19 protein-coding genes are annotated in these 21,554 nt (G+C 56.9%); 6 read left to right on the forward strand and 13 right to left on the reverse strand.

Annotated features, from left to right (window positions below; genetic code table 11):
- Positions 1 to 33: 33 nt before the first annotated feature.
- A complete protein-coding gene (locus tag ACYAC5_RS09015; RefSeq protein WP_192411927.1) occupies positions 34 to 915 on the reverse strand; it encodes a LysR family transcriptional regulator in 882 nt (293 codons plus the stop codon).
- Positions 916 to 1,062: 147 nt separating this feature from the next.
- Complete coding sequence (gene dtpA, locus ACYAC5_RS09020; RefSeq protein WP_101764531.1) at positions 1,063 to 2,568, reverse strand: dipeptide/tripeptide permease DtpA; 1,506 nt, start codon at positions 2,566 to 2,568, stop codon at positions 1,063 to 1,065.
- A 653-nt stretch (positions 2,569 to 3,221) separates the two neighbouring features.
- Here dtpA and ACYAC5_RS09025 point away from each other — a divergent pair.
- Positions 3,222 to 3,911 carry a CTP synthase C-terminal region-related (seleno)protein gene (locus ACYAC5_RS09025; protein WP_312465189.1) on the forward strand — a complete coding sequence of 230 codons (690 nt, stop codon included), beginning with the start codon at positions 3,222 to 3,224 and terminating at the stop codon, positions 3,909 to 3,911.
- A gap of 142 nt (positions 3,912 to 4,053) precedes the next feature.
- Here the strand turns inward: ACYAC5_RS09025 and nth are convergent, their stop codons facing one another.
- From nth to ydgT, 9 genes are all read right to left on the reverse strand, one after another.
- Entirely contained in the window at positions 4,054 to 4,689 is a 636-nt protein-coding gene (gene nth, locus ACYAC5_RS09030; RefSeq protein ID WP_101764529.1) for an endonuclease III, read from the reverse strand.
- Positions 4,686 to 5,387, reverse strand: a complete 702-nt coding sequence (locus ACYAC5_RS09035) for an electron transport complex subunit E (RefSeq protein WP_110866050.1) — start codon at positions 5,385 to 5,387, stop codon at positions 4,686 to 4,688. Before ACYAC5_RS09035 ends, nth begins: the two co-directional genes overlap by 4 nt.
- Positions 5,380 to 6,015: an electron transport complex subunit RsxG gene (gene rsxG / locus ACYAC5_RS09040; RefSeq protein ID WP_101764528.1), complete on the reverse strand. Its 636-nt coding sequence runs from the start codon at positions 6,013 to 6,015 to the stop codon at positions 5,380 to 5,382. Before rsxG ends, ACYAC5_RS09035 begins: the two co-directional genes overlap by 8 nt.
- Positions 6,016 to 6,017: 2 nt before the next feature.
- Entirely contained in the window at positions 6,018 to 7,076 is a 1,059-nt protein-coding gene (gene rsxD, locus ACYAC5_RS09045) for an electron transport complex subunit RsxD (protein ID WP_110866051.1), read from the reverse strand.
- Positions 7,077 to 9,275 (reverse strand): electron transport complex subunit RsxC, encoded by a 2,199-nt coding sequence (gene rsxC / locus ACYAC5_RS09050; RefSeq protein ID WP_309834820.1) that lies wholly within the window; start codon positions 9,273 to 9,275, stop codon positions 7,077 to 7,079.
- Positions 9,268 to 9,846: an electron transport complex subunit RsxB gene (gene rsxB / locus ACYAC5_RS09055; RefSeq protein ID WP_110866053.1), complete on the reverse strand. Its 579-nt coding sequence runs from the start codon at positions 9,844 to 9,846 to the stop codon at positions 9,268 to 9,270. The genes rsxC and rsxB overlap by 8 nt, the downstream gene beginning before the upstream one ends.
- Positions 9,846 to 10,427, reverse strand: a complete 582-nt coding sequence (gene rsxA / locus ACYAC5_RS09060; RefSeq protein WP_101764524.1) for an electron transport complex subunit RsxA — start codon at positions 10,425 to 10,427, stop codon at positions 9,846 to 9,848. The genes rsxB and rsxA overlap by 1 nt, the downstream gene beginning before the upstream one ends.
- Positions 10,428 to 10,550: 123 nt before the next feature.
- Complete coding sequence (locus ACYAC5_RS09065) at positions 10,551 to 10,994, reverse strand: DUF2569 domain-containing protein (protein ID WP_101764523.1); 444 nt, start codon at positions 10,992 to 10,994, stop codon at positions 10,551 to 10,553.
- A gap of 110 nt (positions 10,995 to 11,104) precedes the next feature.
- On the reverse strand, positions 11,105 to 11,320 hold the full coding sequence (gene ydgT / locus ACYAC5_RS09070) for a transcription modulator YdgT (RefSeq protein ID WP_167391211.1): 216 nt from the start codon (positions 11,318 to 11,320) through the stop codon (positions 11,105 to 11,107).
- Between the two features lie 674 nt (positions 11,321 to 11,994).
- Between ydgT and ytfQ the strand changes: the two genes are divergently transcribed.
- The 4 genes from ytfQ to yjfF are packed head-to-tail and all read left to right on the forward strand — an operon-like array spanning position 11,995 to position 16,520.
- Positions 11,995 to 12,951 (forward strand): galactofuranose ABC transporter, galactofuranose-binding protein YtfQ, encoded by a 957-nt coding sequence (gene ytfQ, locus ACYAC5_RS09075; protein WP_008110249.1) that lies wholly within the window; start codon positions 11,995 to 11,997, stop codon positions 12,949 to 12,951.
- A gap of 56 nt (positions 12,952 to 13,007) precedes the next feature.
- Positions 13,008 to 14,528, forward strand: a complete 1,521-nt coding sequence (locus ACYAC5_RS09080) for a sugar ABC transporter ATP-binding protein (protein ID WP_462062853.1) — start codon at positions 13,008 to 13,010, stop codon at positions 14,526 to 14,528.
- Positions 14,521 to 15,537, forward strand: coding sequence for a galactofuranose ABC transporter, ATP-binding protein YtfT (ytfT, locus tag ACYAC5_RS09085; protein WP_192411921.1), 1,017 nt, complete (start codon positions 14,521 to 14,523; stop codon positions 15,535 to 15,537). The genes ACYAC5_RS09080 and ytfT overlap by 8 nt, the downstream gene beginning before the upstream one ends.
- Positions 15,534 to 16,520 (forward strand): galactofuranose ABC transporter, permease protein YjfF, encoded by a 987-nt coding sequence (gene yjfF, locus ACYAC5_RS09090; RefSeq protein ID WP_101764518.1) that lies wholly within the window; start codon positions 15,534 to 15,536, stop codon positions 16,518 to 16,520. Before ytfT ends, yjfF begins: the two co-directional genes overlap by 4 nt.
- Positions 16,521 to 16,931: 411 nt before the next feature.
- On the opposite strand, the gene araA is transcribed toward yjfF, so the two are convergent.
- Both araA and ACYAC5_RS09100 read right to left on the reverse strand, forming a co-directional pair.
- Positions 16,932 to 18,434 (reverse strand): L-arabinose isomerase, encoded by a 1,503-nt coding sequence (gene araA / locus ACYAC5_RS09095; protein WP_277974804.1) that lies wholly within the window; start codon positions 18,432 to 18,434, stop codon positions 16,932 to 16,934.
- Between the two features lie 12 nt (positions 18,435 to 18,446).
- Positions 18,447 to 20,132, reverse strand: coding sequence for a ribulokinase (locus tag ACYAC5_RS09100; protein ID WP_462062855.1), 1,686 nt, complete (start codon positions 20,130 to 20,132; stop codon positions 18,447 to 18,449).
- A gap of 365 nt (positions 20,133 to 20,497) precedes the next feature.
- Here ACYAC5_RS09100 and ACYAC5_RS09105 point away from each other — a divergent pair, with 365 nt between their 5' ends.
- A complete protein-coding gene (locus ACYAC5_RS09105) occupies positions 20,498 to 21,481 on the forward strand; it encodes an arabinose ABC transporter substrate-binding protein (RefSeq protein WP_101764515.1) in 984 nt (327 codons plus the stop codon).
- Positions 21,482 to 21,554: the final 73 nt, after the last annotated feature.

The raw sequence follows: 21,554 nt of genomic DNA on the forward strand, positions 1-21,554 counted from the left end.
ACTGCGATCAGGAATTGCGGTCACCGTTCAGGTTTATTCAGCAAAGCATGGTAGTAACGGCAGCTTTTCGAGCGCAAAAGCCCAAAATTGCCGCACTTTAGGCGTCATATTCTTCACACGCTGGGTCACTAACTGCACCGGAAGCGGCGCGGGTTCCCATTCTGGCAGCAAGCGCAGCAGTTTCCCGCTGTGGATATCGTCAAGAACCTGATACGACAGCAGCCGTCCGATGCCGTGTGCGCTGCGCAGCGCTTCCAGCTGGCTCTCCACGTCATTAACCCGCAGACGCGGCGTGATGCGCACGCGCAGGTCGTGAGCGAAGCGCCACTCGCGCGTATGGCGCAAGCTCGTCACTAACGCATGTTGAGTCAGTTCAGTGGGATGAACAGGCGTGCCAGCCTGTTGCAGATAGTCGGGGCTGGCAACCAGCGTTGAACGCACAGTGCCAACCTGACGCGCCACCATCGAAGAGTCCTGCAGTGCACCAATGCGCAGCGCGATATCGAGGCCGTTTTCGATCAGGTCCTGATAGCTGTCGCTGAGCACCACTTCAATCTGCATCTCCGCATGCTGTTGCAGGAAGGCATTCACCAGGGGCATGACGTGGCGACGACCAAACTGCACCGGCGCGGTTAAACGCAGCAAGCCATGCAGGCCGCTGTGGTGAGCGCTGTCGATGGCGCGCTGATAATCGCTCAGCACGCGCTGTGCCTGCTCAAACAGCTGCCAGCCAGCTTCGGTGGGTGCCAGCTGGCGCGTGGTGCGTTCAATCAAAGTGGTGGCGAGGCGGGCTTCAAGAGTGTTGAGGGTGCGCGTGATCACCGGTGGCGATCGCTGTAACAAACGTGCGGCACCGGCCAAACTGCCTTGCTGGATAACCGCGACAAATACCTCAAGCTCATCAAACCTGTCCATGCTTATTCCACTCAGATTAACAGTGAGCCGACATCATGAAGTTAAGCGAGCAAAAAGCGAAGTGTGGGTAGCAGAAATCGTTAAAGGAAATGTGAATGGCGGCGAAATAGTCGGTAGAAAAAAGCCGGGACACGCCCGGCTTTCTGCTTACTGATTGGCGCTGGCGCGTTTCAGTTCAGTTTGACTATCATCCTGCGTCATGCGGTTCAGCAGTGGCGCGGTGATTAACATCAGCAGGGCGATCACGCCGGTGGCGATACCAATCTGCTGGAATACATGGCTGTAGACCGCCAGTGACGTGTGTGGATCGGTCACATCATTTGGCACCGCCATCAGGTTCGCGACTTTACCGGCAATCATTGCCGCACCCGCGGTGGTCAGGAACCACGAACCCATGATGAAGCCCATTAAACGTTGTGGTACCAGCTGTGCCACCATTGCCAGGCCCAGACCGGAAATCATCAGCTCACCAATGCTCTGCAGCGCATAGCTAAGGATCAGCCAGTTCACTGAGACGATACCGGCTTCGTTGGCAAATTTGGCACCAAACGGCAGCACCAGGAAGGCCGCTGAACACAGCACCATACCGAAGGCGAATTTGTGTGGCATCGGCATTTTATCGCCAAGCTTGTTGTACACCGCGGCCAGAATCGGGCTTGCCAGCATAATCCAGAACGGGTTCAGCGCCTGGAACTGCTCCGGCTCAAAGGTGATGCCGAGAATCGCGTGCTCAACGTTGCGGATAGCGAAGAAGTTAAGTGAGGTCGGCATCTGCATGTAGAGCACGAAGAACACAATCGCTTCAACCATCAGCAGGAAGGCCACGATCATCTTACGACGTGCGGCCCCCTTCAGCGCGAAGGCTTCTTTAGCGAAGATCACCACGATACCTGCGGCGATGACGCCCAGCGTCATACGTGCGATGCTCTGGTGATGCAGCAACCAAGCCGCCAGCGCAATCAGTGCTACCACGCCAATCAGCGTCATCAGCAGTTTACCCATCTGCAGCGGGGCAAAATCCGGCTTGGATCCGTAGTTTTTCACGACACGCTGGAAGAACAGGAAGTTCAGCAGCGTGATCACCAGACCGACAACCGACAGCGAGAACGCGGCGCCCCAGCCATATTTCGCGGCCAGCCACGGCGTCAGCATCATCGAGAACAGCGAACCGATGTTGATCGACATGTAGAACATAGTGAAGGCACCGTCGAGGCGCGCGTCATCTTTCTCGTAGCAGGTCGACAGCAGGGAAGACGGGTTAGCTTTAAACAAACCGCTACCTACCGCGATAGTCGCCATGCCGATATACACCATTGAGGTGTCATGGCCGGAGAAGGCAATCAGCGCATAACCCAGCGCCAGCACCATTACGCCGAGCACGATGACGCGTTTGGTACCCAGCACTTTATCGCCGAGCCAGCCGCCGATGGCGACTAAACCATACACCAGCGCGCTAAACGAGGTGAACAGCGTAATGGAGTCCGCTTCGGACATGCCCAGCTGTTTAACCAGGTAAACCGCCATGATGGCTTGCAGGCCGTAGTAACCAAAACGTTCCCACAGTTCGATGGAGAAGATCAGATAAAACGCTTTCGGTTGCTTAAAAGCGTTGAGGCTTGGCGCCCCGTCAGTGTGTTTGTTTGCAGTTGACACGTATACCTCAGTTTTAACATAGCCTGTTTTGCGACAGGAATTAAGTCTGCGTCGGGCTGGGTAATCCCGCGCAACATTGTTATTAGAAAGGAAAAACGGCGACTAATTTGGCTGAATCAGTCCAACAGGGCAAGCATTTTCTGCACGCTGAAATACTTGCAATAGGTAGGGTTAATGCCGTTATACAAAGTTGTAAATCAGTGTTAAATCTCGCTTGAGGGCATTATATCAGGATAAACAGGTGAAATGCAGATCGTGAAGATCATTTTCCTGATATAAACTGCTCAGAGCGGATTTATCAGAACATAACGCTAAAGACCATAATTTATACAGAGATTATTATTGCCGTTGTGCACAATATAAGCACAACAGCTTGATTGGTGAGCGTAATAAGCAGTCAAAAGATTCCAGAACGCTAATTAGTTGATCCTGCGCACAAAACCACGAATTAATTATCAGGGTAAAAGAAGAAAACGTTTGCGTAGCTGACATCTGGCGAAGATTAGCGCGGTCTGACACCTTATTTGGCAGATAAAAAGGCGTCCATAAGCGCAATGCGTGGAAACGAAAGCCGCATAAATCGACGTTTAAAGGCGTTTAGACAGCGGGTTAACTTTGCTGTAACCTCCTTTTTTCCCTGAAAGGACGTAGTCATGATGAAGTCGATTCGTGTCGCCCTGATTGGCGATTACCGTGCTAATGCCGTTGCGCATCAGGCCATTCCTCCCGCTGTACAACTCGCTGCAAAAACCCTTTCACTCAACGTCAGCGCCGACTGGATCGCCACGCCGGAACTCAATCAGCACAACCTCAATGATTACCAGGCGATTTGGCTGGTTCCGGGCAGTCCTTATCTCAATGATACGGGCGTGTTTGCCACCCTTCGCTGGGCGCGGGAAAGCGGTAAGCCATTTTTGGGTTCGTGCGGCGGATTTCAGTACGCCATCGTTGAGTACGCGCGCAATGTGCTGGGCTGGGAAGATGCTGCGCATGCGGAAACCGATCCCAGCGGTCGCTGGGTGATTGCGCCACTGGCCTGTTCGCTGGTGGAACAGCGTGGCAGCGTGACCTTCCAGCCGGGTTCACGTATTGCTCGGGCTTACGGTGCGTTACAGAGCGATGAGGGTTATCACTGCAACTTTGGCGTCAACGCCGAGTTCAGCGCAGCGCTGGCGACGCAGAATCTGCAGATCACGTCGTGGGATATGGAAGGCGACGTGCGCGGCATTGAATTGACCGATCACCCGTTCTTTGTCGCCACCTTGTTCCAGTCCGAGCGGGCAGCGTTACAAAACCGGCTGTCGCCGCTGGTGGTCGCCTGGTTGCAGGCCGCCGCAGGTTAAATACGCAGCTTGTCTATGGCGTAATGCGTGTCACTTAAGCCAGCAGCGAGTGCGCTGGCCGGGGCCCGCTATGAAGCTTTAGTGCGCGCAGTTGAAAAGGGCACATTTGCCGTGACGCAGCAAATGTGTCAGAGCCCGCGATTCAGAGTTCGGTTTTGGCGTCGAATTCACACAGATCTTCGATCAGACAGGATCCGCAACGCGGTTTGCGCGCCACGCAGGTATAGCGACCGTGCAGAATCAGCCAGTGATGGCAATCGACTTTAAACGCCGCCGGCACCACTTTCAGCAGCTTATCTTCCACTTCTTCCACATTCTTGCCCGGCGCAAAGCGGGTGCGATTGCTGACGCGGAAAATATGGGTATCAACGGCGATGGTCGGCCAGCCGAAAGCGGTATTCAATACCACGTTGGCGGTTTTACGCCCGACGCCCGGCAGCGCTTCCAGCGCCGCACGATCTTCCGGCACTTCGCCACCGTGCTGTTCCAGCAGGATGCGGCAGGTCTTGATGACGTTCTCCGCCTTGCTGTTAAACAGGCCGATGGTTTTGATGTACTCCTTCACGCCATCCACGCCCAGCGCCAGCATCGTTGCCGGGGTATTCGCCACCGGATAGAGCTTCGCGGTAGCTTTGTTGACGCTGACGTCGGTGGCTTGCGCGGAGAGTAACACCGCAATCAACAACTCAAACGGCGTGCTGAAGTTCAGTTCTGTGGTCGGATGCGGATTCTCATCACGCAGGCGCGTCAGGATCTGCGCGCGTTTCTCTTTATTCACACCGCTTTCCCGGTTGCGCCTTGCGGCTCCGTTTCAGGCGCTGCCGCACGGGTGGCCGCACGCTGTTTCATCTTCTGATCGATCAGGTATTTTGCCGCCAGCAGCATGCCAAGGCCGATAAAGGCTCCCGGTGGCAGCATCGCCAGCAGCATCGGCGAATCAAAGTGCACCACTTCAATACGCAGCGCTTTGGCCCACGGCCCCAGCAGCTGATCCGCCCCGTTGAACAGCGTGCCGCTGCCAATCAGTTCACGAATCGATCCCAGCGTTACCATCGCGCAGGTTGCGCCCATGCCGATGGCAAAACCGTCCAGCGCCGAGAGCGGAATGCTGCTCTTTGAGGCGACCGCTTCGGCGCGACCCACCACAATGCAGTTAGTGACGATCAGCGGGATAAAGATGCCGAGCGACTGATACAAACCGTACGCATAGGCGTTGATCAGCATCTGCACGCAGCTCACCACTGAAGCGATGATCATCACGTAAATCGGAATACGGATTTCGGCCGGCACCCAACGACGCGAGGCGGAAATTGCGCTGTTGGTGATGGTCAGCACCAGCGTGGTCGCCAGGCCTAAACCGAGAGCGTTGGTCGCGGTTGAGGTCACCGCCAGCAGCGGACAGAGACCGAGCAGCTGCACCAGCGCGGAGTTATTTTTCCACAGGCCGCCGACCAGTAAATTTTTGGCTTCACTCATTTGCATCTCCACATTCAGGCAGCGAAGCAAGCTTCGCTGGCAGTGTTTCAATCAGCAGCGCGGTGCGCTTGGTGGCGTTGACCACCGCGCGTGGCGTAATGGTTGCGCCGGTAAATTGGTCGAATTCACCGCCGTCTTTTTTCACCGCAAAATTTTTGTCATCCGCGCCGTGGATCACTTTGCCATTGAAGCTGTTAATCCAGTCTGAAATACGCAGTTCGATTTTATCGCCGAGGCCCGGCGTTTCATGGTGCTCAACCACGCGCACGCCCAGCACTTTGCCGTGGAAATCGGCACCGACCAGCATCTGAATCGCCCCAGAATAGCCGTCTGGCGCGGTGGTCTCAAGCGCGGCCGCCACCGGCTGATCGCCTTTACGCGCTAAATAGAGATGGTGCGGGCGATCATTGCCCAGCGCCAGCGCATCGGTCACCAGATAACACTCTTGCTGGATGTGATTGTCGTACAGATCGGTCGGCACCACCTGATCTAACAGATTTTTCTGTTGCAGCGCGGTCTGATGCTCCACCGTCGGCTTGGTGACATAGTTAACCACCGCCGTCACGCCGGTGGTGATCACCGCAAAGGCCGCCAGCGTCACCGCATTTTTACGAATAGCTTCGATCATCTTCAATCCTTGCGATGGCCGTAAACGCGCGGCTGAGTGTAGTAATCAATCAGCGGCACACAAATATTGGCCAGCAATACCGCGAAGGCGACGCCGTCCGGATAGCCACCAAAGCTGCGAATCAGCCACACCAGCAAACCAATCAGCGCGCCGTAAACCAGGCGGCCGCGATTGGTGGTGGAGGCGGTCACCGGATCGGTAGCAATAAAGAACGCGCCGAGCATGGTGGCACCGGAGAACAGGTGAATCAGCGGTGAGTTAAGCGACTCCGGCGAGAACACCCAGCCCAGCGTGGCGCAGAACGCCAGCGAGACGAGGAAACTGACCGGAATGTGCCAGCGGATAGCATTCTTTGCCAGCAGCAGCGCGCCGCCCAGCAGATAACCGAGGTTAACCCACTGCCAGCCAACACCGGCTAACACGCCGCTGTAGATCGGCTCCGCCAGCAGCTGTTCAGCGCTGTGCCCAGCACGCAGGCCGGTTTTAAAGGTATCGAGCGGTGTCGCCTGGCTGACGCCATCAACGCCGAGCTGCAGCTGCTGCATGGTTTCACCGGCCAGCGTGTGATGGGTGAAGATCATACTGAGCGAATCCAGCAGGCCGGGTTTGATCGCCTGCAGGCTATCGGGCGGCAACCAGCTGGTCATCTGCACCGGGAAGGAGATCAGCAGCACCACGTAACCGACCATTGCCGGGTTAAACGGGTTTTGCCCCAAACCGCCGTACAGCTGTTTGGCAATGACGATGGCGAAAATGGTACCTAACACCACCAACCACCACGGCGCGAGCGGCGGCAGGCTGATGCCCAGCAGCAACGCGGTGAGCAGGGCAGAGTTATCGGATAAGGTCGGCAACACCGGCGTTTTACGCAGGCGCAGAATCGCCCCTTCGGTGGCCCACGCGGTGGCGGTGGCCAGCAAAACCTGAATTAAGAAACCGACGCCAAAGAAATACCATTGTGCGGCCATGCCCGGCAGCGCGGCAAACACCACCAGCAGCATGATATTGCCGGTGCTGCGGCGGTTGTGGGTATAGGGAGAACTTGCAATACGAAAAGCCATTTAATCCTCAGTCGTCGAAGGCTGCTGCTGCGCTTTACGCGCTTTGGCACGGGCGACCGCAGCGGCAATCGCCGCTTTGCGTGGGTCGGCGGAGTCAGGAGAGGCAGCAGCCTCCACTTCAGGAGGTGTGGCTTCAGCCTGCTGCGCGGCAGCCGCGGCTTTCTTCGCTTTGGCGCGCGCAATCGCCGCTTCAACGGCGGCTTTGCGCGGGTCAACTTCAGCAGCAGGTGCATCAGCTGACGGCTCGGCGGGTGCCGGTGCAGCGGGTTGTGCGGAAGCGGCGGCTTTTTTGGCTTTGGCGCGCGCAATCGCCGCTTCAACGGCGGCCTTGCGCGGATCGACTTCAGCAGCAGGCGCGACGGCTGGCGGCTCAGCGGGTGCGGGTTCTGCCGCAGCGGCAGCTTTTTTCGCCTTCGCACGCGCAATCGCGGCTTCCACCGCCGCTTTACGCGGATCGACTTCTGCCGCAGGCGCATCAGCTGGCGGCTCGGCAAGCGCGACGTCAGCCGCTGGTGCGCCCGCTTTCTTCGCTTTCGCCCGGGCAATTGCCGCTTCCACCGCCGCTTTACGCGGATCGCCGGACTGACGACTCAGCGCCTGCGTTTCAGCTTGCTTCTCGGCCTGCTGCGCTAAGGCTTGTGTATGACGCGCTTCGCGTTCCGCAGCATCCTGCTCCGGCGTTTTTTCCTGACGCGCTTTCACGCGTGCCACGGCGGCGTCGAGTTCACCCTGATCGCTACGCGCCACGCGCTGTTTAGCCTGTTCATGACGCGCTTCACGCGCCTGTTTTTCGCGTTCCAGGCGTGCCAGACGCGCTTCGAAACGCGCTTTCGCTTCGGCGGTACGTTTCGCTTCAAGATCGATGGCGCGCAGTTCGGCTTTTTCCTGGCGGTAATATTGCACCAGCGGAATGTTACTCGGGCAGACGTAAGCGCAGGCGCCGCACTCAATGCAGTCATCAATATTGTGCGCGCGTGCTTTTTCGTGATCGCCGCCCTGGCTGTACCAGAACAGCTGCTGCGGCAGCAGTTTCGCTGGGCAGGCATCCGCGCAGGCGCTGCAGCGGATACAGGATTGCTCTTGCTGATCGTTGCCCATTTCGCTGGCCGACGGCGCCAGAATACAGTTGGAGATTTTCACCAGCGGCACGTTCAGCGACGGCAGGGTAAAGCCCATTAGCGGACCGCCCATGATCACCATCTGGCGCGATCCCGGCGTAAAACCGGCATGCTGCAGCAGGTGGCTGATCGGCGTACCGAGCCGTCCCCAGACGTTGCGCGGGCGCGCCAGCGCTGCGCCGGTCAGCGTCACCACGCGTTCGGTGATCGGTTCGCCGTCTACGATGGCGCGTTTTACCGCCCACGCGGTGCCGACGTTTTGCATCAGCACACCGATATCGGTGGAACGTCCGCCGTGTGGCACTTCGAGGCCGGTGAGAATCTGCGTCAGCTGTTTCGCGCCACCAGACGGATACTTGGTAGGAATCACGCGAATCTGCAATTCACGATCGCCGCCCAATGCCTGTTTCAGCGCGGCAATGGCTTCCGGTTTGTTATCTTCTATGCCGATCAGCACGCGTTCCGCCTGCAACACCCACGCCAGAATGCGGCAGCCTTCCAACACTTCGGCGGCACAATCCTGCATTAAACGGTCATCGGCAGTGATGTACGGCTCGCACTCGGCGGCGTTGATGATCAGGGTTTTTACGCCGCGCAGGCCGCCGCGCAGTTTGGTGGCGGTCGGGAAGCCCGCGCCGCCTAATCCGGCGATGCCGGCATTGTGAATGCGTTTTACCGCTTCTTCACGCGACAGGGCGCGGTAATCGGGCTGCGGATCGAGCGTGGTCCAGCGATCTTCGCCGTCGGCACGCAGGAAAATGCACAGCTCGGAGAGGCCAGAAGGGTGCGCCGTCATGTGTGGCGCAATCTCTTCGATGGTGCCGGACGTTGGCGCGTGCACCGGCAGCATGCGTCCGCCGCCAAAGGTCAGCGGCTGGCCGCGCAGCACTTTGTCGCCGGGCGCCACGCAAATCTCGCCTTCATGGCCGATATGCTGTTTTAACGGAATGATAAAGCGCTCAGGCAGGGGTAACTGGCTCAGCGGCGTACCGTTGGACTGTGTTTTCATCTCAGGCGGATGGATGCCGCCCTGAAAATCCCACAGCTTCTCTTTGCGGAACAGGTTTAACAAATTAAGCATGGGTTTCTACCGGGATCACCCGTACAGGAATGGTGTCGAGATTCCACTTCCAGTTGGCCGTGGTGGTGGCAACCGGGCGCATCTCAATGCAGTCGGTCGGGCAAGGCGCAACGCAGAGATCGCAGCCGGTGCAGACATCGCTCAGCACGGTGTGCATGGCGCGCGTGGCACCCACGATGGCGTCCACCGGGCAAGCCTGAATACATTTGGTGCAGCCGATGCAGTTCTCTTCATCGATCCATGCCACGGTACGTATCGGCTCCAGCACGTCTGCGCCGCCGTCGAGCGGTTGCGGTTCAACGTTGAGCAGCGCGGCCAGCTTGAGCATGGTCTGCTCGCCGCCGGGCGCGCACTTATTGATCGCTTCACCGTTGTTACCCACCGCATCGGCATACGGGCGGCAGCCGGGATAGCCGCACTGACCACACTGGCTCTGCGGCAAAATCTCATCGATCTGCTCAACAATCGGATCTTCTTCCACCTCGAAGCGACGTGAGGCGTAACCCAGCAGGGCACCAAACACCAGGCCCAATGCAGCCAGCGCGATAATCGCAATCCAAATCGCGGTCATTAGAATTTCACCAGCCCGGTAAAGCCCATAAAGGCCAGCGCCATCAGACCTGCGGTGATCAGCGCAATCGAGTTACCTTTAAACGGCGCGGGAACATTCGCCAGTACCAGACGCTCGCGCATGCCGGCGAACAGCACCATCACCAGCGAGAAGCCGAGTGACGCACTGAAGCCATACAGCGCCGCCTGCAGGAAGGTGTGATTGAGGTTAACGCTCAATAATGGCACGCCCAGCACCGCACAGTTGGTGGTGATCAGCGGCAGGAAGATACCCAGCAGGCGATAGAGCGACGGACTGGTTTTACGCACCACCATTTCGGTGAACTGCACCACAACAGCAATCACCAGAATATAGGCGAGGGTGCGCAGATAGACCAGATCAAGCGGCACCAGAATGAGGTGATTCACCAGCCAGGCGCAGATCGCCGCCAGCGTGATCACGAAAGTGGTGGCAAGTCCCATGCCAATGGCCGTTTCCAGTTTTTTTGACACGCCCATAAATGGGCAAAGGCCGAGGAATTTGACCAACACAAAGTTGTTCACCAGCACTGTGCCAACAAAGAGAAGTAAGTAATCGGTCATTTTTTAACCTGGGAAGCCGAAAGGCGTCTATTATCCGGAATTGAGAGGTGCATCTCAACCTTCAACGGGTTTGTGTGAGCATTGAGAGCACTCAGAATTAAATTGCTGACGAAACTCACGTCATTATGGCTGGATAAACGTCTGTTTTACGCGCTGAGAGCGTTTGAAATAGGGCACAAACACCGCAGCCGCCAGCAGCGACAGCAGTAAAGTCTGAATCGCTTTGCCATCGGCCACCGGCGTGAAGGCAAAGGTTTTTAACGCCAGCAAGATGGTCATCAGCAGCCACAGAATGTAATGGCGCGGTAAGCGACGCGAACGTTTACAGAAAATCCAGCACACCCAAATGCTATACGCCCATACCACCGCAGCAGTCAGCAGCGAGATCGACCATTGCGTCAGCAAAGTGCCGCCGTGTGAGAACAGCGTCGTGCGTAATTCGGGTTTAAACAGCGGACTCAGATACATCGCCACCACCAGCGCACTGGTCAGCATGGTCATGATCAGCCACGCCAGCGGCAGCAGTAGCCAGCCAGCAATACGTGGCGGGTTCACCAGTTGGGTCATCGACAAGATCCTGTTTGCAGAGAAGAGGGCGATGCAGAGCGTATCATGTCCAAACGGGGCACGCCCGACCTGGACAACGCAAGAGCGCAGATAGAGAGGGGATAAATCAATTAGATCACGTAACGCCAGACGGTTTTCGGCACGCGGCCCATATCGAACAGACGTCCGCCAGAGACCAGTTCAGCACGTCGATGGTCGGCAGCGCGATACATATTGATGATCTCTTTATCATCAGTCAGCGAATAATTCAGATGGTCGTAGAGTTTTTCCAGACTATCGAGATTATTCACTTTGCGGAATTTCAGCAGGTAATCTAATGCAGTCATGATTGCCATTTAAATATAAAGTACTTGGAAGTGCCCAAGTATAGGGAGCACGCAGCGAGAGTCCATACGCGACTCATAAAAAAATACAAAATTCAGACAACATGCGCTAATTCGCTCATGAAACGACACTTTTTTGCCTTTTACGCGTTTTAAACGCGCATATAAAGTACGATTTAAGGCAAATTGAGGCCGGTATTTAGCGGGCTTGTGAGAAAATCACACGCTATTAACACATTATTGGAAAGCCGTTATTTCTCCGTCTCTATAATAGGTATTTGCGATCGTGCTGCGAATGAATCCGCTGTTTATTCCGCTCTGGTCAGCAAATTTATGCACACGCCGTGAAACCGGCACTCACATTCTGTGCGAGCAGTCACAAAACCAATAATTGATTGTCGCTGCAGACCATAACCATTCTTTACGCGCCCGCTGTAATCGTTTCCAGAAGTGAGAAGCATAACCGATTCTGTTTATTACATTTATTTAACGCCCTCCGCAATAATTAGCAGGCATTTTGTCCATAATGCCACGATCTATAAAGCATTGCCTGTTCACGTAACTCCTTTAATTCACTCTGATTTGTGAAGTATGTCGCGCTTGTTTACGCGCTTTTCAGCCAGGCTTAATTCGCGTTTTGTACCCCTACAACACACTCCCTTCAGAGGAATGAAATTATGTGGAAACGTTTACTCTTGACCGCCATGGTGAGCTCGGCACTGAGTACGTCGGTGTTGGCTGCTGATATGACGGTGGGCTTCTCACAGGTTGGGTCGGAATCTGGCTGGCGTTCAGCAGAAACCAATGTGGCAAAAAGTGAAGCGCAAAAGCGCGGTATCACGCTGAAAATCGCCGATGGCCAGCAGAAACAAGAGAACCAAATCAAAGCGGTGCGCTCGTTCATCGCGCAGGGCGTTGATGCCATCTTCATTGCGCCGGTGGTGCAAACGGGATGGGAACCGGTGCTGGAAGAAGCCAAAGACGCCAAAATCCCGGTGTTCTTACTCGATCGCGCCATCGTGGTGAAAGACAAATCGCTGTACATGGCGGTGGTCACTGCGGACAACGTGCTGGAAGGCAAGTTGATTGGCGACTGGCTGGTGAAAACGGTCGCGGACAAAAAATGTAACGTCGTCGAGCTGCAAGGCACCGTCGGCGCCAGCGTGGCGATTGACCGTAAGAAAGGCTTCGCCGAAGCCATCGCCGGCCACGACAATATCAAAGTGATTCGCTCGCAGTCCGGTGACTTTACCCGCAGTAAAGGTAAAGAGGTGATGGAGAGCTTTATCAAGGCGGAAAACAACGGCAAGAATATCTGCATGGTTTACGCGCATAACGATGATATGGCGATCGGTGCCATTCAGGCGATTAAAGAAGCTGGCCTCAAGCCAGGCAAAGATATCCTGACCGGTTCGATTGATGGTGTGCCAGATATCTATAAAGCGATGCTGGCCGGTGAAGCCAATGCCAACGTGGAGCTGACGCCTAATATGGCCGGTCCAGCATTCGACGCGCTGGAGAAATTCAAGAAGGACGGCACGATGCCGCCGAAAATCATCAAAACAGAATCGAAACTGTATCTGCCGGACTCCGCACAGGCGCAGCTCGATACCAAAAAAGGCATGGGTTACTGATCCCCGCAACCGCCCTTCGGGGCGGTTTTTGATGACGTAAGGCGAGGGAGAACCTGATGAGCACCTCCGATGAAACCGCACTGCTGACCATTAGCGGCGTCAGCAAAGGCTTTCCCGGCGTGAAGGCGCTGGATAATGTCTCGTTCAGCATCCGCAAGGGCGAGATCATGGCGTTGCTGGGCGAAAACGGCGCGGGCAAATCCACGCTGATTAAAGTTCTGACCGGCGTGTATACCCGTGATGCCGGCACGGTAACCCTGAACGGCAAGGCGATTACGCCGCACAACACCGCTGATGCACAGGAGATGGGCATTGGCACGGTTTATCAGGAAGTGAACCTGCTGCCGAATATGTCGGTGGCGGATAATTTGTACATTGGCCGCGAGCCGCGGCGCTTAGGCATGATTGGACGTAAGCGCATGGTGCGCGATGCCGATGCGCTGATGCGCAACTACGGCTTTGTACTCGACGTAACGCGTCCGCTGGGCCATTTCTCGGTGGCGATGCAGCAGATCATTGCGATTTGCCGCGCGGTCGATCTCTCCGCGCAGGTGCTGATCCTTGATGAACCGACCGCCAGCCTCGATGCTAATGAAGTCGAAATGCTGTTTACCTTGATGGCGCAGCTAAAAGCCAAAGGGATGAGCCTGATTTTTGTTACCCATTTTCTCGACCAGGTTTACCGCATTACCGATCGCATCACCGTGCTGCGTAACGGCCAGTTTATTGCCACGCGCGATACCGCCACGCTGCCGCAGATTGAACTGATCAAGTTGATGCTGGGACGCGAGCTGCTGGAAACCGCTTTGCAGCGTCAGGGCAGCACGCTGCGCAGCAATCAGCCGGTGGTGTCATTTGAAGATTATGGCAAGAAGGGCACCATTGAACCGTTCAACCTGCAGGTGCGTCCGGGTGAAGTGGTGGGACTGGCCGGACTGCTCGGTTCAGGCCGTACCGAAACCGCCGAAGTGCTGTTCGGCATTCGCCGGGCGGATCGTGGCACCGCGACCATCAAGGGCAAAGTGCAGAACATCCGCACGCCCGCCAAGGCTTCGCGCCTCGGTATGGGTTTCTGTCCGGAAGATCGTAAAACCGACGGCATCATTGGTGGCGCGTCGGTGCGCGAAAATATCATTCTGGCGCTGCAGGCGCAGCGCGGCTGGCTGCGACCGATCAAGCGTCGTGAGCAGCAGGAGATCGCCGAGCGCTTTATCAAGAGCCTCGGCATTCGCACGCCGCATGCCGATCAGCCGGTTGAGCTGTTGTCCGGCGGCAATCAGCAGAAGGTGCTGCTTTCGCGCTGGCTGGTGACCAAACCGCAATTTCTGATCCTCGACGAGCCAACGCGCGGCATCGATGTCGGCGCGCATGCCGAAATCATTCGCTTAATTGAAACCCTGTGCGCCGACGGATTGGCGCTGCTGGTTATCTCCTCTGAACTCGAAGAACTGGTGGGCTATGCCGATCGCGTGTTGATCATGCGCGATTTGAAGCAGGTGGCCGAAATCCCGCTGGAGCAGCTGTCGGTGGCCGCGATCGTCAACGCCATCGCCGATGGAGGAGCACAACATGCTTGAATCCCCTATGACACATGACAAACCCGAACGGCGTAAGCCGAAGCTGCCGCCTGGCATGCCGCAGATTGTGGCGCTGATTCTGGTACTGCTGGTGGATAGCCTGGTGGCGAATAACTTTTTTGCCATTCACATTCAGGATGGCCGTTTGTTCGGCAGCCCGATTGATATCCTCAATCGCGCCGCGCCGGTGGCGCTGCTGGCGATTGGCATGACGCTGGTGATTGCCACCGGCGGCATCGATCTGTCGGTGGGCGCGGTGATGGCGATTGCCGGCGCAACGGCGGCGACCTTGACGGTGGCGGGGCATAGTTTGGCGTTCATCATTCTGGCGACGCTCGGTACCGGCCTGGCCTGCGGTTTATGGAATGGCATTTTGGTGGCGCTACTAAAAATTCAGCCGTTTGTCGCCACTTTGATTTTAATGGTGGCGGGACGCGGCGTGGCGCAGCTGATTACACAGGGCCAAATCGTTACCTTCAACAGCGATAGCCTGGCGTGGTTTGGTAGCGGTTCGCTGTGGCTGCTGCCGGTGCCGGTATGGATTACGCTGCTGGTGGCGCTCGTGGTGTGGCTGCTGACGCGCAAAACCGCGCTCGGACTGTTTATCGAAGCGGTCGGTATCAACCTGCGCGCGGCGCGCAATGCCGGTGTGAATGGCTGGCTGGTGGTGATGTCGACCTATGTGATTAGCGGCATGTGCGCGGCGGTGGCAGGCATGATCGTCGCCGCGGATATTCGCGGTGCCGATGCCAATAACGCCGGTTTGTGGCTGGAGCTGGATGCCATTTTAGCGGTGGTGATTGGCGGTGCTTCGCTGATGGGCGGGCGCTTCAATCTGGTGCTCTCACTGATTGGCGCGTTGATTATTCAGTCGATGAATACCGGTATTTTGCTGTCCGGCTTCCAGCCTGAACTCAATCAGGTGGTGAAAGCGGTGGTGGTGATGTGCGTATTGCTGCTGCAGTCGCCACGCTTTATTGCCATGTTGAAACGGAGACGCCCGAAATGATGAAACGTCATCTGCCCTTGATGATCACGCTGCTGGTGTTTGTGGCGGGTTATCTGTTTTGCCTGAGCCAATTTCCCGGCTTCGCTTCAACGCGCGTGATCTGCAATATCCTCACCGATAACGCTTTCCTCGGCATTATCGCCGTGGGGATGACGTTCGTGATTTTGTCCGGCGGCATTGATCTGTCGGTGGGCGCGGTGATTGCCTTTAGCGGCGTGTTCCTGGCACGGGTGATTGGTGATTATCATCTCGATCCGCTTCTGGCGTTTGCGCTGGTGCTGGCGATGGGCGCGCTGTTTGGCGCGATGATGGGCTGGCTGATAGATGCGCTGAAAATCCCGGCGTTTATCATTACGCTGGCGGGGATGTTTTTCCTGCGCGGCTGCAGCTATCTGGTGTCGGAGAATTCGATTCCTATCGATCATCCGCTCTATACCACGCTGTCGAGTCTGGCGTGGAAGATCCCCGGCGGCGGACGCCTGAGTTTGCTGGCGCTGATTATGCTGGTGGTGGTACTCGGCGGGATTATTCTGGCGCACCGTACGCGCTTTGGTAATCAGGTGTATGCGATTGGCGGCAGCCTGACTTCGGCGCAGTTGATGGGCGTGTCAACGCGCGCGACCACCATCAGGATTTATATGTTGTCGACCACGCTGGCGACATTGGCGGGCATTGTGTTCTCCATTTATACCTCGGCGGGCTATGCGCTAGCGGGATTGGGTGTGGAACTGGACGCGATTGCCTCGGTGGTGATTGGCGGCACCTTGTTGTCCGGCGGCGTGGGCACGGTGTTGGGCACGCTGTTCGGCGTGTTGATTCAGGGATTGATTCAGACGTGGATTAACTTCGACGGCACCTTGAGTTCATGGTGGACCAAGATCGCCATCGGCATTCTGCTGTTTGCGTTTATCGCGCTACAACGCCTGCTCACCGTGATGTGGGATCGCCAGCAGAACGCACCTGTTAAGCGTTTGACCTCTTAACTTCTTCACCCGCCTTCCCCTCACCCCAACCCTCTCCCGCGCGCGGGAGAGGGTGCCGACGGTGCAGCGATAAGCAGCACTCTTCCCTAAAGCAAATCAGACGTTGAGTTCGGAGTGACAGCGTTTATAAAACGGTTCCTTCTCCCGCTTGCGGGAGAGGGAGCCGCCGGTGCAGCGATAAGCAGCACTCTTTCCTGAAGCAAAAGCATACGTTGAGTTCGGAGTGACAGCGTTTATAAAACGGCTCCCTCTCCCGCGCGCGGGAGAGGGAGCCGCCGGTGCAGCGATAAGCAGCACTCTTCCCTGAAGCAAAAGCAGGCGTTGAGTTCGGAGTGACAGCGTTTATAAAACGGTTCCTTCTCCCGCTTGCGGGAGAAGGTTAGGATGAGGGGAATATCGCAGAGGACGAAATCAACGTGCCAGGCGGTAATACGCCTCATTCCAGCGCAGCGCATCTTTAAATGCCGGTAAGCGCGTCTCCTCATCAATCACCAGCACTTCAATGCCATTCAGCTCGCCGTACAGATACATATCATCCAAATCCAGCGCCTGGCTGAACACCGTGTGGTGCGCGCCGCCGGCCAGAATCCAGGCTTCTGATGCGGTGGCCAGCGACGGCTGGGCACGCCACAGCGCACGGGCCACCGGCAGTTTTGGCAGCGGTTTGGGCTGTTCGATCGCATCCACCACATTCACCAGCAAACGGAAACGATCGCCCAGATCGATGACGCTGGCATTCACCGCGCGTCCTGCCGGCGTGGAGAAGATCATGCGCGCCGGATCGGCTTTGTCGCCAATGCCGAGGAACTGCACATCAATCAGCGGCTTCTCCTCTTTGGCGATGGACGGGCACACTTCCAGCATGTGCGAGCCCAGCACCAAATCATTGCCCGGTGAGAAGTGATAGGTGTAATCCTCCATAAAGGAAGTGCCGCCCGCGCGTGTGCCTGCCTGGATCTTGAGAATGTGCAGCAGCGCGGCGGTTTTCCAGTCGCCTTCACCGGCAAATCCATAGCCCTGGCCCATCAAGCGCTGCACCGCCAAACCGGGCAGTTGCGTCATGCCGTGCAAAGTCTGGAAGTTGGTGGTAAAGGCTTTGCAGCCCTCGGCTTCGAGGAAACGTTTCAGACCCAGCTCAATGCGTGCCGCATCCAGTACGTTTTGACGTTTATCGCCGTTGACGGCGGCGGCATCGGTGAAGCGATATTGGCTTTCGTATTCATCGATCAGCGCGTTGACGTCGCCATCGCTGACGCTATTCACCACCTCGACCAAATCGCCCACGCCCCAGCCATTCACGGAGTAACCAAACTGAATCTGCGCCGCGACTTTATCGCCTTCGGTCACCGCCACTTCGCGCATGTTGTCGCCGAAGCGCGCCACTTTCAGCTGCTGGCTGGCCTGTTTTGCCAGCGCGGCATTGATCCAGCGTCCGATGCGCTGCTGGCTGGCTTTATCCTGCCAGTGACCGGTCACCACGCTGTGCTGCAAACCCATGCGCGCGCCGATAAAGCCAAACTCGCGACCGCCGTGCGCGGTTTGGTTAAGGTTCATAAAGTCCATGTCCATGCTGTCCCACGGAATCTCCGCGTTGAACTGAGTATGGAATTGCAGCAGCGGCTTATTCAGGATGCTCAGGCCACCAATCCACATCTTGGCCGGCGAGAAGGTGTGCAGCCAGGTAATGATGCCGACGCACTGATTATCGTGGTTAGCGTCGCGGCACAATGCCAGCGCTTCGTCTGGTGATTTCACCAGCGGCTTCAGCACCAGCGACACCGGCAAGGTGCCGGCCTGATTCAATCCGTCCATTACCTGGCGGGCGTGCTGTTCTACCTGACGCAAGGTTTCCGCGCCGTAAAGGTGCTGCGTACCAATAACAAACCACACCTGTTGTGCGTTGTGCTGTCCCATTAAATCTCTCCTTTACTGAGCGGATGCGGTGCGCGCGGCGTACTGCGGTTCAGCAGCCTGGCACCAGTTTTGATAACGTTGATAAAGTTGCTGATAAACCACCACGCGCGCGGCGTTGGGTTGCAGCGTCACATCAATCGGACTGGCCATCACCTGCTGGGCGGCAGGCACATTGGCATACACGCCCGCGGCCACGGCGGCAAAAATGGCCGCGCCGAGCGCACAGCATTCGTCAGAGGCGACGATATCCAGCGGACGGTTCATGACGTCGCAGCACGCCTGCATGATGGCAGGGGATTTGCGGGCGATGCCGCCGAGCGTCAGGATGCTCTGCACCGGAATCTGCTGCTGTTCGAAACACTCCATGATGGCGCGTGCGCCAAACGCGGTGGCGGCGATCAGGCCACCAAACAGCGCGGGCGCATCGGTGCCGAGATTGAGATCGGTGATCACGCCTTTTAAGCGCTGATTGGCGTCTGGCGTGCGGCGGCCGTTGAACCAGTCGAGCACCACCGGCAGATGATCGAGTTGCGGATTGGCCGCCCAGGCTTCGGTGAGATTGCGGATCAGATCTTTTTGCAGCGCGGCTAACTGCGGTTGCAGCTCCGGATGGTGCTGCGCCGCCTGCTGCAGTGGCCAGCCGAGCAGGCGGCTGAACCAGGCATAAATATCGCCAAACGCCGACTGGCCGGCTTCGCAGCCAATCGCGCCCGGCACTACGCTGCCATCTACCTGGCCGCAGATGCCTTTGATCGCGCGGTCGCCAACGGTGTCGCTGTCGGCAATCAGAATGTCGCAGGTTGAGGTGCCAATCACTTTCACCAGCGTATAAGGCTGCGCACCGGCACCAACCGCGCCCATGTGGCAGTCAAACGCGCCGCCCGAAAGAATCACCTGTTGCGATAAGCCGAGGCGCTGCGCCCATTCGCTGCTGAGCGTGCCCACCGGCACATCGGCGGTCCAGGTGTCTGCGAACAAGGGGGAATCAAGCTGCTCGACCAGCAGAGGATCGAGCGCGCGGAAGAAGTCAGCCGGCGGCAAACCTTGCCACTCCGGATGCCACAGTGATTTGTGCCCGGCGGCACAGCGTCCACGACGCAGCTGCGCGGGTGCGGTAGTGCCGCTGAGGAGCGCGGGCACCCAATCGCACAGTTCCACCCAAGACACTGCCGCGTCACGTACCGCAGCATCGGCGCGTGACACGTGCAGTATCTTGGCCCAGAACCACTCCGACGAATAGACGCCGCCAATATAGCGGGTGTAATCGTTGAAACGACCGCTACGACACAGCTGATTGATCTCTTCGGCTTCTTCAATCGCGGTGTGATCTTTCCACAGCACGAACATCGCGTTGGGGTTGGTGGCGAATTCCGGGCGCAGCGCCAGCACGTTGCCATCACGATCGATGGGCGCAGGCGTCGAGCCGGTGGAATCCACGCCAATCCCCACTACGGCGGCGCGCTGTTCAGGCGTTAAGGCGTTAACCACGGTGACAATCGCCTGTTCTAACGCATCGATATAGTCCTGCGGATGGTGACGAAAGCGGTTGGCGTGCGCATCGCAAAATTCGCCGTTGGCCCAGCGTGCATAGTTGACCACCGCTTTTTCCAGCTCTTTACCACTGTGACAGTCCACGGCCAGCGCACGCACCGAGTCACTGCCAAAATCCAGCCCAATTGTTATGGCGCCAGCACCCATTGGGATTCTCCTGTGTGAGTTATCTGGCTCTATCCTGGAATGGGGCAGCAGAAGCGGTTAGTCATCAGTCGCTGAGAATATGCACTTTTCTGCCATCGGCGGGGATGTGTGATCCACTGCAAAAGTTAACGACCGGTTAAATTTGCTGAATATATGGAGGATTTTGTCATCGTTTTGGGATGTGATACCGCTCTACATTTTTCCTGTCCATTCCCGCTACAACTAGCCCAGCGTTTGCGCAGCCTTTGTACAACCTTTGCGCTAACGCGCTGATTTTTAGCTGTACCCCACAGAATGGTTTAATTGGTAGCGTTTACACCGATTGGTTAATAACAGCCTAAAACAACATTATGCCGGAGAGCATCATGCATAAATTCACTAAAACGCTGGCGGCGCTAGGTCTCGCTGCGGTTATGTCACAATCCGCTATCGCCGAGACCATGAAACTCGGTTTCCTCGTTAAACAACCGGAGGAACCCTGGTTCCAGACCGAATGGAAATTCGCGGATAAAGCCGGCAAGGATCTCGGCTTTGAAGTGATCAAAATTGCCGTGCCCGACGGTGAGAAAACCCTCAACGCCATCGACAGCCTGGCCGCCAGCGGCGCGAAAGGCTTCGTCATCTGTACGCCAGATCCGAAACTCGGCTCCGCGATTGTCGCCAAAGCGCGCGGTTACGGTCTGAAAGTGATTGCCGTCGATGATCAGTTCGTGACCGCCAAAGGCAAGCCGATGGATACCGTGCCATTGGTGATGATGGCGGCAACCAAGATCGGCGAGCGTCAGGGGCAGGAACTGTATAAAGAGATGCAGAAACGCGGCTGGGATGTGAAAGAGACCGGCGTGATGGCCATCACCGCCAACGAACTCGACACCGCACGCCGTCGCACCAGCGGTTCGATGGATGCGCTGAAAGCCGCCGGTTTCCCGGAGAAGCAGATCTATCAGGTGCCAACCAAATCCAATGATATCCCAGGCGCCTTTGACGCCGGTAACTCGCTGCTGGTGCAGCATCCGGAAGTGAAACACTGGCTGATTCTCGGCATGAACGATAACACCGTGCTGGGCGGCGTTCGCGCCACCGAAGGCCAGGGCTTTAAAGCGCCCGATGTGATCGGTATCGGCATTAACGGTGTTGATGCGGTGAGTGAGCTGTCGAAAGGATCCGCCACCGGTTTCTACGGTTCGCTGCTGCCAAGCCCGGACGTGCACGGTTATAAGAGCAGCGAGATGCTCTACAACTGGGTGACCAAAGATCAGGAGCCGCCGAAGTTCACCGAGGTCACCGATGTGGTGCTGATTACCCGCGATAACTTCAAAGCCGAGCTGGATAAGAAAGGGCTGAAGTAATCACGTTGTTCGTTGTTTGAGCAGCACCATCTAAATGTTTAGCCAAAATGATTCGTGCTGTAACAAGGCGGCA

The sequence above is a fragment of the Pantoea sp. y20 genome, from assembly GCF_054903455.1.